Annotated in this window: 14 protein-coding genes; 11 read left to right on the top strand and 3 right to left on the bottom strand. The window is 53.0% G+C overall.

The annotated features are described in order from the left end of the window. Nucleotides 1–29: 29 nt before the first annotated feature. Nucleotides 30–803, bottom strand: coding sequence for a hypothetical protein (locus ACSBQN_RS13725; RefSeq protein WP_236595570.1), 774 nt, complete (start codon nucleotides 801–803; stop codon nucleotides 30–32). Between the two features lie 334 nt (nucleotides 804–1137). Further along, the gene (locus ACSBQN_RS13720; protein WP_036409771.1) at nucleotides 1138–1947 is read right to left on the bottom strand and encodes a glycerophosphodiester phosphodiesterase family protein; all 810 of its coding nucleotides are present in this window, start codon (nucleotides 1945–1947) and stop codon (nucleotides 1138–1140) included. 255 nt (nucleotides 1948–2202) lie between these two features. Here ACSBQN_RS13720 and dinB point away from each other — a divergent pair, with 255 nt between their 5' ends. Continuing rightward, nucleotides 2203–3258: a DNA polymerase IV gene (gene dinB, locus ACSBQN_RS13715; protein ID WP_434991715.1), complete on the top strand. Its 1056-nt coding sequence runs from the start codon at nucleotides 2203–2205 to the stop codon at nucleotides 3256–3258. Nucleotides 3259–3312: 54 nt separating this feature from the next. Here the strand turns inward: dinB and pepD are convergent, their stop codons facing one another. Further along, on the bottom strand, nucleotides 3313–4773 hold the full coding sequence (gene pepD / locus ACSBQN_RS13710) for a beta-Ala-His dipeptidase (protein WP_024472639.1): 1461 nt from the start codon (nucleotides 4771–4773) through the stop codon (nucleotides 3313–3315). Between the two features lie 268 nt (nucleotides 4774–5041). On the opposite strand from pepD, the gene gpt reads away from it, so the two are divergent. The 10 genes from gpt (at nucleotide 5042) to recA (ending at nucleotide 15573) form a co-directional block, all read left to right on the top strand. Next, nucleotides 5042–5500: a xanthine phosphoribosyltransferase gene (gene gpt, locus ACSBQN_RS13705; protein WP_024472638.1), complete on the top strand. Its 459-nt coding sequence runs from the start codon at nucleotides 5042–5044 to the stop codon at nucleotides 5498–5500. Nucleotides 5501–5509: 9 nt separating this feature from the next. Beyond that, the gene (frsA, locus tag ACSBQN_RS13700; protein ID WP_024472637.1) at nucleotides 5510–6757 is read left to right on the top strand and encodes an esterase FrsA; all 1248 of its coding nucleotides are present in this window, start codon (nucleotides 5510–5512) and stop codon (nucleotides 6755–6757) included. 68 nt (nucleotides 6758–6825) lie between these two features. Then, nucleotides 6826–7227 carry a sigma factor-binding protein Crl gene (crl, locus tag ACSBQN_RS13695; protein ID WP_004237862.1) on the top strand — a complete coding sequence of 134 codons (402 nt, stop codon included), beginning with the start codon at nucleotides 6826–6828 and terminating at the stop codon, nucleotides 7225–7227. Between the two features lie 95 nt (nucleotides 7228–7322). Continuing rightward, the gene (gene proB / locus ACSBQN_RS13690; protein ID WP_004237863.1) at nucleotides 7323–8426 is read left to right on the top strand and encodes a glutamate 5-kinase; all 1104 of its coding nucleotides are present in this window, start codon (nucleotides 7323–7325) and stop codon (nucleotides 8424–8426) included. A gap of 12 nt (nucleotides 8427–8438) precedes the next feature. Continuing rightward, on the top strand, nucleotides 8439–9692 hold the full coding sequence (proA, locus tag ACSBQN_RS13685; protein WP_087826002.1) for a glutamate-5-semialdehyde dehydrogenase: 1254 nt from the start codon (nucleotides 8439–8441) through the stop codon (nucleotides 9690–9692). Between the two features lie 154 nt (nucleotides 9693–9846). Then, on the top strand, nucleotides 9847–10380 hold the full coding sequence (gene aroL, locus ACSBQN_RS13680) for a shikimate kinase AroL (RefSeq protein WP_024472634.1): 534 nt from the start codon (nucleotides 9847–9849) through the stop codon (nucleotides 10378–10380). Between the two features lie 155 nt (nucleotides 10381–10535). Next, nucleotides 10536–12689: a bifunctional acyl-ACP--phospholipid O-acyltransferase/long-chain-fatty-acid--ACP ligase gene (gene aas / locus ACSBQN_RS13675; protein ID WP_163653843.1), complete on the top strand. Its 2154-nt coding sequence runs from the start codon at nucleotides 10536–10538 to the stop codon at nucleotides 12687–12689. Next, nucleotides 12686–13891 carry a lysophospholipid transporter LplT gene (lplT, locus tag ACSBQN_RS13670; RefSeq protein WP_024472632.1) on the top strand — a complete coding sequence of 402 codons (1206 nt, stop codon included), beginning with the start codon at nucleotides 12686–12688 and terminating at the stop codon, nucleotides 13889–13891. Before aas ends, lplT begins: the two co-directional genes overlap by 4 nt. 3 nt (nucleotides 13892–13894) lie before the next feature. After that, a complete protein-coding gene (pncC, locus tag ACSBQN_RS13665) occupies nucleotides 13895–14416 on the top strand; it encodes a nicotinamide-nucleotide amidase (protein WP_036414082.1) in 522 nt (173 codons plus the stop codon). 86 nt (nucleotides 14417–14502) lie between these two features. After that, nucleotides 14503–15573, top strand: coding sequence for a recombinase RecA (gene recA / locus ACSBQN_RS13660; protein WP_004237869.1), 1071 nt, complete (start codon nucleotides 14503–14505; stop codon nucleotides 15571–15573). Nucleotides 15574–15734: the final 161 nt, after the last annotated feature.

Genomic DNA, 15734 nt, shown 5'->3' with positions numbered 1-15734 from the left:
TTTATTAATGTCAAAACAACAATACAGAATCAGTAATAACGATAGTCTGATGTCACAATAGCGGTATTTATCACAATAATATTATTGGCCTGATTCCCTTCAGAGATACTCTGCCAGAGTGCTTTTTCACAATTTCCGTAAGTATCTGTCTGCTGGCAGATATAAATGGTTTTTACCCGGCCCAGCGGCGTATGTTGTGTCTGTGTCTGCCGGATAACCTGACCGTCATCATTATAGGCAAACTCATAGTTCAGTTGAGGAAGCCCGCTACTCCGGGACATAATCGCATTTATCTGCCGATCCTGACGCCAGTCGTAACGGATTTCACCGCCGGTGTCCGCGGAGTCCCCTGTAGATACTGCATGTGAGATTAAACCGTTTTCATAAAAAAAATCGGTTTCCATATGTGATTTTTGGGTATTGCCGCCACTGTTGCTTTCAGATTCGGCGCGGACGATTTGCTTTTGATTATTATAGAAAAGGTGGCTTCGGGCGTGAATCAGCGTGACGGGTGCTTTTCCGCTGCCATGCAGTTGTGACGTGAATAATAAGGTATATCCCTGTTCCGTCTTCTTACCTTCGGAATACATCCGGTTTTGCAACCCCGGGTAGTGTTCGGTAACTTCCAGTGAAAAGTAACTCAGTTCACCGCACGGCGTCAGGTCATAGTGCCCGTTAATCATAATATTGCTGTTTTTGTTGTCCGGGGAATGTGCTGTTGTGATGACGGATTTTACCGGGCCGTTGATCATACCGGCACCCAGAATAATAAAGTTACTGCTGCGTGTCTCATCTGAATACAAATTGCAGTCTGCGTAAGAATAAACACTAAATAACAGAAAAAATAATCCCGTAAAAACAAAGAGGGATTTTGGGGGTGAATTTAAATCAAAGAACAGGTTACTTATCACCGCATGGTCTCCCGGATGTTTCTTATAGTTATAACAAAAGTGGCCTGATAAATAAATTACTATAATTAATTAGGTTTGTTGAGATTATAAAATATTATGTAAGGATTACAGCGTAAATTGCAGGAAGAGACAGAATGTATTAAATAAGAGTGATATTCATCATCTGTTAAATCTCACTCTTATTTTTCAGGCGGGTAAAATTACCAAGTAATAATACCTTGATTAATTATTTTATTTTCATATTGAGCAGCGAATCGACCATCACGCCATCTGCACCCAATTCTGTCGCCAGTTGTAAATCGGCGGGTGTTTTTATACCGAACAGAACAACATGGTTTTGATTATTTTTACGAAAACAGTCCATTGCGGTTTTATCCCAGGTCAGCACAACCGGAGAGCGTGCTTCACCCAGTGTGAAGGTTTCAACCACATCCACGTTACGGCGCAGTTCAAAGCCATACCAGCGTGGCTGCGGATTGTCCGCCAGGTCACAGGTGTGTGTGATCAGGCTGCCGGCCAGTGCATTACGGGTGGTATCACGGCTTTCAAAAACGGGGATTGACGGCGGCAGGGCAGCCAGATAATCCTGACCGGTTGAATAGACGCGGACACGGTTTTTGGCGTTATGACGAGTCAGTACTGAATCCAGCTGTTGTGCAAAAACCGCCGGTGAGGCATCCGGAGATTTGATATCGAGGTAGAAAAAGGTCTCAGGGTAACGACTCAGGACGGTATCCAGTGCCGGAACAGAGGCTTTGATATGGGTTTTATTTTTCTGATTATAATCCCGGGCTGCATCGGTTTGTGCCAGCTCTGCGGCGTTGTAACCGGAAACCGGACCCGATTTGTCGGTCAGAGATTTCAGATCAGACGGGCGGTATAACACCACCTGGTTATCTTTTGACAGCTGAAGGGTGATCCAGATGGCATCGGCTTTGTTACTCAGCGCCTTATCGATGGCATAAAGGGTATTTTCAGGGGCGTCCGCCGTGGCGGCGCGATGGGCAATAATCTGCGGTGCTGCATGGGCTGTCATAACAATGCCACTCAGGAAAAGGGCTGATAGTATTTTTTTCATAATCCGTCCGTCAGAAAGAAAGAGACCAGGTGTGATGTCACGCTGTTATAGCGGAGTAACATGACAACCGGATGTAATCACAGAAAAAAAGCACAAACTTGCAAATTTCAGCCCACAGATTGATTTGGTTAATAATAAGCAAATTAACCGATTTGAATTGCATTGATTTTAACTGTGTATTTAAACAGTGTTATTGGTGAGCAGGAGAGGCGGATGCGTAAAATCATTCATATTGATATGGATTGCTTTTATGCGGCGATTGAAATGCGTGACGATCCCCGTCTGCGCGATATTCCGCTGGCTATCGGCGGCAGTTCCGACCGTCGCGGTGTGATTGCGACCGCCAATTATCCGGCGCGGCGCTTCGGGGTGCACAGCGCGATGTCAACGGCAAAAGCACTGCTGCTGTGTCCGCATCTGAAAGTCATTCCGGGGCGGATGGAGTTGTATAAAACCACCTCCCGCCACCTGCATGCGATTTTCGCCCGTTATACTTCACTGATTGAGCCGCTGTCACTGGATGAAGCTTATCTTGATGTGACAGACAGCCCGCAGTGCCGGGGCTCAGCCACACTGATGGCGGAAGAGATCCGCAAAACCATTTATACCGAACTGGGGCTGACTGCATCTGCCGGGGTGGCACCGGTAAAATTCCTTGCCAAAATCGCGTCGGACCTGAATAAACCCGACGGGCAGTACATTATCACGCCGGAGCAGGTGACGGATTTTGTGCTGTCACTGCCGCTGCGTAAAATTCCCGGTGTGGGAAAGGTGACAGCAAAGCGCCTGGCTGACCTCGGGCTGGAGACCTGCCGGGATGTGCAGAATTATGATCAGATATCGCTGCTGAAACAGTTCGGAAAGTTCGGGCAGATCATCTGGCAGCGCAGTCACGGTACGGATGAGCGGCCGGTTTGTCCGGACAGGGAACGGAAATCTGTCGGTGTCGAGCGGACACTGGCGGAAGATATCGCCTCGTGGGATGAGTGTCAGACGATTATTGATGAGCTGTTTCCGGAGCTGGAGCGCCGTCTGACAAAGGTGTCACCGGATCTGCGGATCGCCCGTCAGGGCATTAAACTGAAGTTTGCGGATTTTCAGCAGACCACACAGGAACATGTCCATCAGGTGCTGGATAAAGCGGATTTACTGAAAACGGCGGAACTGGCCTGGGATAGCCGCTGGGAAGGGCGCGGCGTGCGGCTGGTGGGGTTGCATGTGACACTGCGGGATCCGCAGCTTGAGCGGCAGTTGCTGCTCGGGTTCTGAATCACATATAAAAACGGCGGGATAATTATCCCGCCGCTGAACTGAATAACGCGGTTACGCTTTCTCAGGGATCGCTTTTAAGATAGCGGTCAGTAACTGCCAGTACTGCCCGACACTCTTGATATGCACTTGTTCATCAGGGGAGTGAGCTCCGGTGATGGTCGGTCCGATGGAGACCATGTCCATGTCCGGATACGGTTTTTTGAATAAACCGCACTCAAGACCGGCGTGGATCACCATGATGTTCGGGGTTTTGTCAAACAATTGCTGATAGGTTTCGCTGACCAGATGCATGACCGGAGAATCTGCATCCGGCTGCCAGCCCGGATAGCCGCCTTCGGCAACAATATCCGCACCGGACAGTGCCGCCAGCGAGGTCAGCATGCTGACCACAGAAGATTTGCCGGATTCAATCAGGGAACGTACCAGACAGATAATCTGCACACGGTCGTCACTCATTTTCACCACACCCACGTTCAGTGAGGTTTCGACCACGCCCGGAACCACGTCACTCATGCGGATCACGCCGTTCGGCATGACATTGAGCATATTGATAAAGCGGGACTGCACATCAGCGGTCAGAGCGCCCTGAGCAGCGGTTGCAGCTTCCAGGGTGACAACCAGGTTTTTCTCTTTCTGCGCCAATTCTTCTCTGAGCAGCGCTTCAAAGGTCTGTGCCAGCGATTTCAGCTGTGCGGCTTTATCTGCCGGTACTGCCAGTGTGATGTGGCCTTCGCGCGGAATCGCGTTGCGCAGTGTGCCGCCCTGAAAATCAACCAGACGCGCGCCGAGTTCTGCGGCGTGACCGGCCAGGAAACGGGCCAGTAATTTGTTGGCATTGCCGAGGCCCAGATGAATATCGCCGCCGGAGTGGCCGCCTTTGAGACCTTTGAGGGTCAGGGTGAAGATGCTGTAACCGGCCGGAACGGCTTCACGGCTCAGCGCAAGTGTTGTGGTGACGTCAATACCGCCCGCACAACCCATGTAAATTTCACCTTCTTCTTCGGAGTCGGTGTTGATCAGGATATCAGCCTGTAACCAGCCCGGCTGAAGACCGAATGCGCCGTCCATCCCGGCTTCTTCTGTCATGGTCAGCAGAACTTCCAGCGGCCCGTGTTTGACTGAATCGTCAGCCAGTACTGCCAGCGCGGAGGCCATACCGATGCCGTTATCTGCACCTAATGTGGTGCCTTTCGCGGTTACCCAGTCGCCGTCGATGTACGGTTGAATCGGATCTTTTTCGAAATCGTGTGCTGTATCATTATTTTTCTGCGGCACCATATCCAGGTGCGCCTGCAGAACAACCGCTTTGCGGTTTTCCAGGCCTTTGCTGGCCGGTTTGCGGATCAGGATATTACCGACGCTGTCGCGTTCAACGTGGAATTCCTTTTCTTTTGCCCATTCAATAATATGTGCAGCCAGTTGCTCTTCGTGGTAGGACGGATGAGGAATAGAGCAGATTTTGGCAAAAATATCCCACAGCGGCTGCGGAAATAATTGTGATAGTTCAGACACGTTCGATCTCCTGTTACTGCATTTTTCATTATTAGGGGGAGGATACCCGAAGGCGGCCGGTAACGCTGTTTAAAATGAGCGGTCGCGAATATCCGATGTCCGGAGAATAGCAAATTCTTACGCAAAGTGCGTGTGTCATAACAGGGAATTATGATGAATTTGTCAGATACTCTGGTCTTTGGCGGCTCAAGTCACTATAATCTCGCGCAACCTTTTTTCCGCAAAAAAGACTCTTTTCTGTAAATCATCAAGCCGGGATCAATCTGATATGAGCGAAAAATACGTCGTAACGTGGGATATGTTGCAAATGCATGCCCGTAAACTGGCACAGCGTTTAATGCCAACCGAACAATGGAAAGGCATCATCGCCGTAAGCCGCGGTGGTCTGGTGCCGGGTGCCTTACTCGCTCGTGAACTGGGTATCCGTCATGTGGATACTGTCTGCATTTCCAGCTATGATCATGACCATCAGCGCGATATGAAAGTCCTGAAAAAAGCCGACGGTGACGGCGAAGGATTTATTATTGTTGATGATCTGGTGGACACCGGCGGTACTGCTCAGATGATCCGCGATATGTATCCGAAAGCGCATTTCGTCACTATTTTTGCCAAACCGGCCGGACGTCCGCTGGTTGACGATTATGTGGTTGATATCCCGCAGGATACCTGGATCGAACAGCCGTGGGATATGACCGTCAGTTTTGTTAAACCAATCTGCGATCAGTAAGCGAATGCCATGACACAACAGAACCTGTCAGAGAAACTGTTTAAGCCGAAAATCAAGCACCCTGAGACATCCGCACTGGTGAACTTTACCCGTTCCGGGATAAAGGAAGTCAGGGGCAGCGTCCTGAGCGGATGTACCCATCCGGGCTGGTATCGCATGATTAACCGCTTAATGTGGGCCTGGCGGGGGATCCCGCCGCTGGAAACCGAAGAGGTTCTCAGCCGGATCGCGGCATCTGATGCCCCCCGCAGTGATGATGCACTGCTGGATACGGTGATCGGCTACCGCCGCGGTAACTGGGCTTATGAATGGTCTCAGCAGGCGATGTTGTGGCAGCGCAAAGCGCTGGAATTTGAATCCGGCGAAAAAGCCTGTGAAGCCTGGCTGCTTGCCGCAAATCTGTACAGTATTGCGGGATATCCCCATTTAAAAGGGGATGAGCTGGCGGATCAGGCTACCGTTCTGGCAAATCAGGCGTATGAAAACTCCGCCCGGTTTGCCGCATATGAACTGAAAAAAATTGAATTCAAAATGGAGAGCGGCGGAAACATCTGCGCTTTTCTGCACCTCCCGCCCGGGAAAGGCAGTGCGTTTCCGGTGGTGATGATGTGCGGCAGTCTGGATAATCTGCAAAGTGATTACTGCCGCTACTTCCGTGACTATCTGGCACCGCAGGGCATTGCACTGCTGACGCTGGATATGCCGTCAATCGGTTATTCCTCAAAACAGACTTTAGGCCAGGAAAGCAGCCTGATGCACCAGCAGGTGCTGGATCAGTTGCGCAATGTGCCGTGGATTGACCACACCCGTGTGGCGGTGATGGGGCTGCGTTTCGGTGCCAATGTGGCGATGCGTATGGCATACCTGTCCGCACATCAGCTGCGGGGGGCCGTGCTGTTCGGGCCGGTGGTGCATGATCTGTTTGTCAGCCCGGAGCGGCAGGATAAAATCCCCGGCATGTATATGGATGTGCTGGCCAGCCGTGCAGCGGCACGCTGTACTGACCTTGATACCGTCCGCACCCGGCTCGGCTGCTTATCTCTGAAAAATCAGGGGCTGCTCGGCCGCCGCTGTTCACTGCCGGTGCTGAGCATGTGCTGGAAAGAGGATGTGTTCAGCCCGAAAAGTGAATCGGAGCTGATTGTCCGCTCCAGCGCTGACGGTAAGCTGGTGGAGTTCGGCCATACCCCGGTTTTTGACACTTTCCACAAATCGCTGGATGAGGCCACCCGCTGGCTCACCAGAATTTTATCCTGAACAGCATAATAATCATTGATAATTCCTGTCTGTTTGCTACAACTAAGCCTTCGCTGAAAGGAGGCTTAATGATGGCACTGGTTTCAGATTACACACGCGGCAGGTTGCTGCGATGTTTCACTGCATTGGGTCCGTATATCCGTGAGCCGCAGTGTCAGGAGGGTCACTATTTTTTTGACTGCCTGGCAGTGTGTGTGAATGCGGGGGTCGCGCCGGAAAAACGTGAGTTTTTTGGCTGGTGGCTGACACTGATCCCGCAGGAAACCGGGTTTGTCTCTGAATACCATACCGGGGTATTTGATAAAAAAGGGCTCTGGCAGGAAAAATCCCTGTCTGACAAAGAGATCCGTGATGCGGTCAGTAAAACCCTGACTGATTTTTATCCCCGCTTACAGGCCGTTCTTCAGGAACTGGATCTGTCCCTGACCCCGTCACCGGTATCACCGCCCCCCGGAAAGCAGCCGGATTAATGTCCGGTTTTGCGTTGTGCCTGTTGGCATGACGCGCATCACCTGTTAAAACAGGTCATCTTTTCTTATTCCCGCAAAATGAATGGTAGAACGCAATGAATAGCAGCCAAACGCTGGTTGTCAAACTGGGCACAAGTGTGCTGACCGGCGGATCACGACATTTAAATCAGGCCAGAATTGTTGAACTGGTCCGGCAGTGTGCGCAGCAGTATGCAAAAGGGCACCGTATTATTATTGTGACTTCCGGGGCGATTGCCGCCGGGCGTGAGCACCTCGGTTACCCTGAACTCCCCGCCACCATTGCGTCCAAACAGTTGCTGGCGGCTGTTGGTCAGAGCCGCCTGATCCAGTTATGGGAGCGCCTGTTCTCGATTTACGGCATCCATATCGGCCAGATGCTGCTGACCCGCGCGGATATGGAAGATCGCGAGCGTTTCCTGAATGCCCGTGACACCCTGACCGCACTGTTGGATAACGGCATTGTGCCGGTCATCAATGAAAATGATGCGGTCGCCACAGCGGAAATTAAAGTCGGGGATAATGATAACCTCTCCGCACTGGCAGCGATCCTCGGCGGGGCGGATAAGCTCCTGCTGCTGACTGATATTGAAGGGCTGTATACTGCCGATCCGCGCAGCAACCCGGATGCCACCCTGATTTCTGAGGTGCATGATATCAGTGATGAACTGCGCAGTGTCGCAGGTGACAGTGTCTCCGGGCTGGGCACCGGCGGAATGGCCACCAAGCTCCAGGCCGCGACTGTCGCAGGACGTGCGGGGATTGATGTCATTATTGCTGCCGGTGATCGCGCCGGGGTGATTTGTGATGTGATTGATGATATTCCGGTCGGCACCCGGTTCTTCGGGAAAAAAGCGCCGATGGAAGCGCGCAAGCAGTGGATCTTCGGGGCACCGCCTGCCGGTGAGATCATTGTGGATGACGGTGCGGAGAAAGCACTGAAAGATAAGGGCAGTTCCCTGCTGCCGAGCGGGATCCGTACTGTGAACGGCAATTTCTCCCGTGGTGAGGTTGTCCGCATCCGCGCGCTGAACGGGCGGGATCTGGCACACGGTGTCTGCCGGTATAACAGCGATGCGCTGCGCCTGATTGCCGGACGGCAGTCACAGGAAATCAGCACAATTTTAGGTTATGAATACGGCGCCGTGGCTGTCCACCGCGACGATATGATTGTCAGTTAAGGATATCAGCATATGTTAGAACAAATGGGTAAAGCGGCCAAAGCCGCCTCCTGGGCACTGGCTCAGCTTTCCGGAAAACAGAAAAATCAGGCTCTGACCCGCATCGCCGATCTGCTGGAACAGAACAGTGCGCCGATCCTTGCTGCCAATGAACTTGATATTGCCAAAGCCCGTGAGCAGGGTACCTCAGAGGCGATGCTTGATCGCCTGCTGCTGACGCAGGCACGCCTGGAAAGTATTGCTGCGGACGTGCGTAAGGTGTGTCAGCTGGCGGATCCGGTCGGGGAAGTGATCGACGGCGGTGTGCTGGAAAGCGGTCTGCGCCTTGAGCGCCGCCGTGTGCCGCTCGGTGTGGTCGGTGTGATTTATGAAGCACGCCCGAATGTGACGGTGGATGTTGCCTCACTGTGCCTGAAAACCGGTAATGCGGTGATCCTGCGCGGCGGCAAAGAGACACACAATACCAATGTGGCGATGGTCCGTGTTATTCAGCAGGCGCTCAGCGAGTGCGGTCTGCCGCAGGCGGCTATCCAGGCGATTGATAACCCGGATCGTGCGCTGGTCAATGAGCTGCTGAAGATGGATCGCTATGTGGATATTCTTATTCCGCGCGGCGGTGCCGGTCTGCACCGCTTATGTCGTGAGCAGTCCACGATTCCGGTGATCACCGGCGGTATCGGCGTGTGTCATATTTTTGTCGATGAGACGGCGGATCTGCATAAAGCACTGCCGGTTATCCGCAATGCCAAAGTGCAGCGTCCGAGCGTCTGTAATGCGGTGGAAACACTGCTGGTGCATGAAAAAGTGGCTGCGGAATTCCTGCCTCTGCTGAGTGATCACATGGCGGCGGATAATGTTACTCTGCATGCAGATCCTGCTGCGCTGGCGCTGCTGAAAAACGGCCCGGCGAAGACGGAAGCTGTAACAGAAGCACAGCTGTCAGATGAATGGCTGTCACTTGATCTGAATGTGGTGATTGTGAAGGATATTGATGGCGCGATTGAGCATATCCGTCATTTCGGCACTCAGCACTCAGAATCGATTCTGACACAATCCATGTCTCAGGCTGATTATTTCGTCTCAAATATTGATTCATCAGCGGTCTATGTTAACGCCAGCACCCGTTTCACGGACGGCGGTCAGTTCGGACTGGGCGCGGAAGTTGCGGTCAGCACCCAGAAACTGCATGCCCGCGGCCCGATGGGGCTGGCGGCACTGACTACCTATAAGTGGATCGGGGTCGGTGATCACACGATCCGTTCATAAACCGACCGTTAAGCATCCGCAGGACGTTTTTTGTCAGATGACAGCCGCGTTCTGCGGATCGCGCTTTAGCTTTTTATCTGAGTACGCTATGATAGGTCATCTTAATTTACACTTATGTAAAATATTATGAACACCTGCGGAGAAAGCGGATAGTATGAATCATCAGGATGAAAAACCGATTATTTATCTTATCGGCGCCCGCGGGGCTGGCAAAACCACGGTGGGTAAACCACTGGCGCAGGCATTACTGTACGATTTTATTGACACTGATGCCTGTGTGACAGAACAGTGCCGGATGTCTATCTCCCAACTGGTGGAACAATCGGGCTGGCGCAGTTTTCGTGAGCTGGAAAGTGATGTGCTGCGTCAGGTCAGTAAACCACACCGTCTGGTCTCCACCGGCGGCGGTATTGTGATGGCACCGGAAAACCGGGCGTTTATGCAATCCTCCGGCAAAGTGGTATATCTGCGCGCCAGTGCCGAAACCCTGGCGGAAAGGCTGTCACACACCCCTCAGGCACATCAGCGCCCGAGCCTGACCGGCAAGTGCATTGTGGAGGAGATGGCGGAAGTGCTGAGCAAGCGCGAGCCGCTCTATCTGGAATGCGCGGATATCGTGGTGGATGCCACCTGTCCGGTACCGGAACTCATCAGTCAGATCTGCACCCGTATCCACGCTGCAGTATAGTGCCTGCTGCTGTATTATTGTGAACAGTGACACAAATCGAATTAAAGGTAATTCCGTACCGCTCTGTCAGTTGGTTAATCAATCCGCTGTGTTATTATTAAAGCGTCTGCCCGCCGAACTGATTGGCGGAATAATAAATACACAGGGAATTCAGTATGTTGATGAATGTGTTACGTGCACTGCTCCGCGGATTATTCCGCATTCGTGTTACAGGTGACCTGAGTAATCTTAATCAACCGCGAAGTGTTATCACCCCGAACCACGCCTCTTTTATCGATGGTGTTCTGCTGGGGTTATTCCTGCCGACCCGGCCGGTGTTCGCGATGTACACCAATTATGCCACGCCATTTTTCATCCGCTGTTTAAAACCCATTGCCGATATTATTCCGGTGGATCCGCGTAATCCGCTGGCATTGCGGCATCTGATCCGCGAAGTTGAAAAAGGGCGTCAGATAGTGATCTTCCCTGAAGGGCGGGTGACGATCACTGATTCTCTGATGAAGATCTACGACGGCGCTGCTTTTATTGCTGCCAAAACCGGCGCGAAAGTGATCCCGGTGCGGATTGACGGCGCGGAACTGACGTATTTCAGCCGGATGCGGAAAGTGATCAAAAGTCACTTTTTCCCGGCCATCACCATTCATGTTCTGCCGCCGGAGACCATTCCGATGCCGGAGGCACCGCGTGCCGCAGAGCGCCGCCGTCTGGCGGGGGAACATCTGCGCGACATTATGATGGATGCACGCATGACGTGCCGCCCGTCACTGACACTGCCGCAGGCATTTCTCGGCGCGGTAAAACGTTACGGCCGTTTCCAGCGGATCATTGATGACATCAATTTCAGCGAGGACAGTTATCAGGGGCTGCTGAAAAAATCCCTCGGACTGAGCTGCATTATCAGCCACTATACCAAAGAGGGAGAGCGCACCGGCTTCCTGCTGCCGAATGCCACCGTGATGGGTGCGGCGATCCTCGGCGCTTCCATGCGCCGCCGTATCCCGGCACTGCTTAACTACACAGCGGGTGTCGCCGGGCTGCGGAATGCCATGAAGGCGGCGGGGATCACTACCATCATCACCTCGCGCCAGTTTCTGGAAAAAGGCAAAATGACACATTTGCCGGAACAGCTGACAGAAGCCAACTGGGTCTATCTGGAAGAGGCAAAAGCATCCGTTACCCTGAAAGATAAACTGTGGGTGATGCGTCACCTGGTCACGCCGCAGGCGGCACTGCTGCCGCAGAAGCCGGAAGATGATGCGATTATTCTCTTTACCTCCGGTTCGGAAGGGACACCGAAAGGTGTGGTGCACAGTCACGATTCTCTGCTGGCAAACGTTGAGCAGATTAAAACGGTGGCGGATTTCACGCCGAAAGACCGTTTTATGTCTGCACTGCCGCTGTTTCACGCCTTTGGTCTGACTGCCGGGCTTATCACGCCGCTGCTGTGCGGCAGCCGGATCTTCCTCTATCCGAGCCCGCTGCATTACCGCATGGTGCCGGAGCTGACGTATGACCAGAACTGTACCGTCATTTTCGGGACATCCACCTTCCTTGCCAACTATGCCCGTTTTGCTCATCCGTATGATTTTGCCCGTGTCCGCTATGCTGTGGCTGGGGCGGAGAAGCTGGCGGAAGGCACCAAACAGGTCTGGCAGGATAAATTCGGCCTGCGCATTCTGGAAGGTTACGGGGTGACTGAGTGTGCGCCGGTGATTTCCATTAACGTGCCGATGGCCGCCCGTACCGGTACTGTCGGACGGCTGATGCCGGGGATGGAAGCGCGGCTGCTGCCGGTTGCCGGGATTGAAAACGGCGGGTTGCTGCAGGTGCGCGGCCCGAATGTGATGAAAGGGTATCTGCGGGTGGAAAAACCGGGGCAGATTGAACCGCCGTCAGCGGAGAATATGCAGGGCGAGGTTCAGATCGGCTGGTATGATACCGGCGATATCGTCACACAGGATGCGGCCGGGTTTATCACTATCCGCGGACGGGTCAAACGCTTTGCCAAACTGGCCGGTGAGATGATCTCGCTGGAAAGTGTTGAGCAACTGGCACTGAGTGTCTCGCCGGACAAACTGCATGCTGTGGTGACGAAACCGGATGCAAAACGCGGCGAAGCACTGGTGATGTTTACCACTGACAGTGAACTGGATCGCACACAACTGCTGACAGAAGCGAAAGCGAAAGGGCTGCCGGAACTGGCGGTTCCGCGTGATATCCGTTATATCAGACAGCTGCCGGTGCTCGGCAGCGGTAAACCGGATTTTGTCACACTGAAACAACAGGCATTACAGGAGCCGCAGGTATGACAGCATCCGCCCCGTTACTGAACAAAGGCATGAAAGCGGTACTGGTTTCCCAGTTTATTACGGCATTTGCGGATAACGCTATTCTGTTCGCCATCCTTGCACAGCTCAGCGCCCGGCACTATCCCGAGTGGAGCCAGCCGATGCTGCAGATGGTCTTTGTGCTGACTTTTATTGTGCTGGCACCGTTTGTCGGACAGATTGCCGACAGCTTCCCGAAAGGGCGGGTGATGCTGCTGTCGAACGCCTGTAAGCTTTTCGGCGCGGTGGTGATCTGCTTCGGCGCGGATCCGTTCCTGGGATACGGGCTGATCGGGGTCGGGGCAGCGGCCTATTCCCCGGCAAAATACGGGATCCTCGGTGAACTGACCACTGGTGAACAGCTGGTGAAAGCCAACGGGCTGATTGAAGCGTCGACGATTGTGGCTATTCTGCTGGGGTCGGTAACCGGCGGCTTCCTGTCTGATTACCATATTACAATGGCACTGATTTTATGTACGGTGATGTACGCACTGGCGGCAGTGACCAACATTTATATTCCGCGGCTGCCGCCGGCGAAAACCGGCCTGAGCCGCAATCCGCGTACGATGGTGGTCACTTTCTTCCGCGCTGTGGTATCACTGTGGAAAAACCAGGAAAGCCGTTTTTCCCTGACCGGTACCAGTCTGTTCTGGGGCGCGGGCGTGACACTGCGGCTGATGCTGGTATTGTGGGTTCCGGCGGCACTGGGCATTACCGGCCAGACCATGCCGACACTCCTTAATGCGATGGTTGCTATCGGGATTGTGGCAGGCGCCGGGCTGGCTGCCCGCTTTATCACCCTGGAAACCGTGCGCCGCTGCATGCCGGCCGGGATCCTGATCGGGGTGATGGTCATTATTTTCACCTTTCAGACCTCGGTGGTACCGACCAATATCACGCTGATTATGCTCGGCGTATTCGGCGGCCTGTTTGTGGTGCCGCTCAATGCGCTGCTGCAAAAGCGCGGTAAAGAGACTGTCGGGGCGGGGAACGCTATCGCGGTACAGAATATGGGGGAAAACGGCGCGATGCTTCTGATGCTGGGGCTCTACTCCCTGGCCGTCAAAGCCGGTGTGCCGGTGGTGGTGATCGGTGCGGCGTTCGGCAGCCTGTTTGCCATTGCAATCGGCGGATTATGGCTCTGGGATATCCGCCGCAAAAAACAGATTTCACAACAGGAGTGACCGATGCATGATGAACAGGCTCTGACCCGGCGAAGTACGGAACTGGGATCTTATCTCCTTGAAGCCGGTCTGAGTGTCACAACGGCAGAATCCTGCACCGGCGGGTGGATTGCCAAGGTGATCACAGATATCGCCGGGAGTTCGGCGTATTTTCAGCGCGGGTTTGTCACCTACAGTAATGATGCCAAACACAGTATGATCGGCGTATCAGAACAGTCACTGTCCGCTTTTGGTGCGGTCAGTGAGGCAGTGGTCCGGGAAATGGCCGCCGGGGCGCTGGACACTGCGGGTGCGGACTTAGCCGTCTCTGTCAGCGGCATTGCCGGGCCGGATGGCGGCAGTGATGAAAAGCCGGTCGGGACAGTCTGGTTCGGCTGGGCGTGGCGGGAAAAAACAGGAATAAAAACCGCGGCCCGCAGCTGGTGTTTTCCGGGCGATCGTAATGCGGTGCGCTGTCAGGCGGTGCTGAAAGGGCTTGACGGATTAATTGCAATTCTGACGAAAAAATCACTTGATACTGTATGACTATACAGTATAATCAATTCAACAGATTCAGTTGAAACCATTTTAATAACCCGGGCGGTGTCTCAGGGGTTGAGAAGGGAGTTTACATGGCTATTGATGAGAACAAACAGAAAGCACTGGCAGCAGCCTTAGGTCAGATCGAGAAGCAGTTCGGTAAGGGTTCGATCATGCGTCTGGGTGAAGACCGTTCCATGGATGTGGAAACTATCTCAACCGGCTCTCTGGCACTGGACGTTGCACTGGGTGCTGGTGGTCTGCCGCTGGGACGTATTGTTGAAATCTACGGGCCTGAATCTTCCGGTAAAACCACGCTGACATTACAGGTTATCGCAGCTGCACAGCGTCAGGGTCGTGTGTGTGCGTTTATCGATGCGGAACACGCACTGGATCCGGTTTATGCCAAGAAACTGGGTGTGGATATTGATAACCTGCTGTGCTCCCAGCCGGACACCGGCGAGCAGGCACTGGAAATCTGTGATGCTTTAACCCGCTCCGGTGCGGTTGATGTCATTATTGTTGACTCCGTGGCAGCATTGACACCAAAGGCTGAAATCGAAGGTGAAATCGGTGACTCTCACATGGGCCTGGCAGCCCGTATGATGAGCCAGGCAATGCGTAAGCTGGCCGGTAACCTGAAAAACTCCAACACACTGCTGATTTTCATCAACCAGATCCGTATGAAGATTGGTGTGATGTTCGGTAACCCGGAAACCACCACCGGTGGTAACGCACTGAAATTCTATGCCTCTGTCCGTCTGGATATCCGCCGTATCGGGGCGGTGAAAAACGGTGATGAAGTGGTCGGCAGCGAAACCCGCGTGAAAGTGGTGAAAAATAAAGTGGCTGCGCCGTTCAAACAGGCTGAATTCCAGATCATGTACGGCGAAGGTATCAACACCATGGGCGAACTGATCGACCTGGGTGTGAAACATAAGCTGGTTGAGAAAGCCGGTGCATGGTACAGCTACAACGGTGAAAAAATCGGTCAGGGTAAGGCAAACGCCACAATTTACCTGAAAGAACATCCGGAAATGGCGGATGAACTGGATAAAAAATTACGTGAGTTATTACTGAATCACAGTGGTGAATTCAGTACCGCAGCAGAAAGTTTCAACGAAGAAAGTGAAACTGAAGATGCGGGTAACGAAGAGTTTTAATTCGTAAAACCACACTGATTTTAAGATTTACAGTAATAAAATCATTGAGTTACTATGAAAGCTGTATCCGTGACGGGTACGGCTTTCTTTCTATCTGCGGACAACCGCCTGTCTCTGTCCCTCATACCGTGTTCTTTATACAAAAACCCCACTCCCTGCCG

Origin of the sequence: Morganella sp. B601, from assembly GCF_051172335.1 — a bacterium.
Taxonomy (GTDB): Bacteria; Pseudomonadota; Gammaproteobacteria; order Enterobacterales; family Enterobacteriaceae; genus Morganella; species Morganella morganii.
The sequence above is the reverse complement of the archived record's forward strand: the minus strand, read 5'-3'. Positions and strand labels throughout refer to the sequence as shown.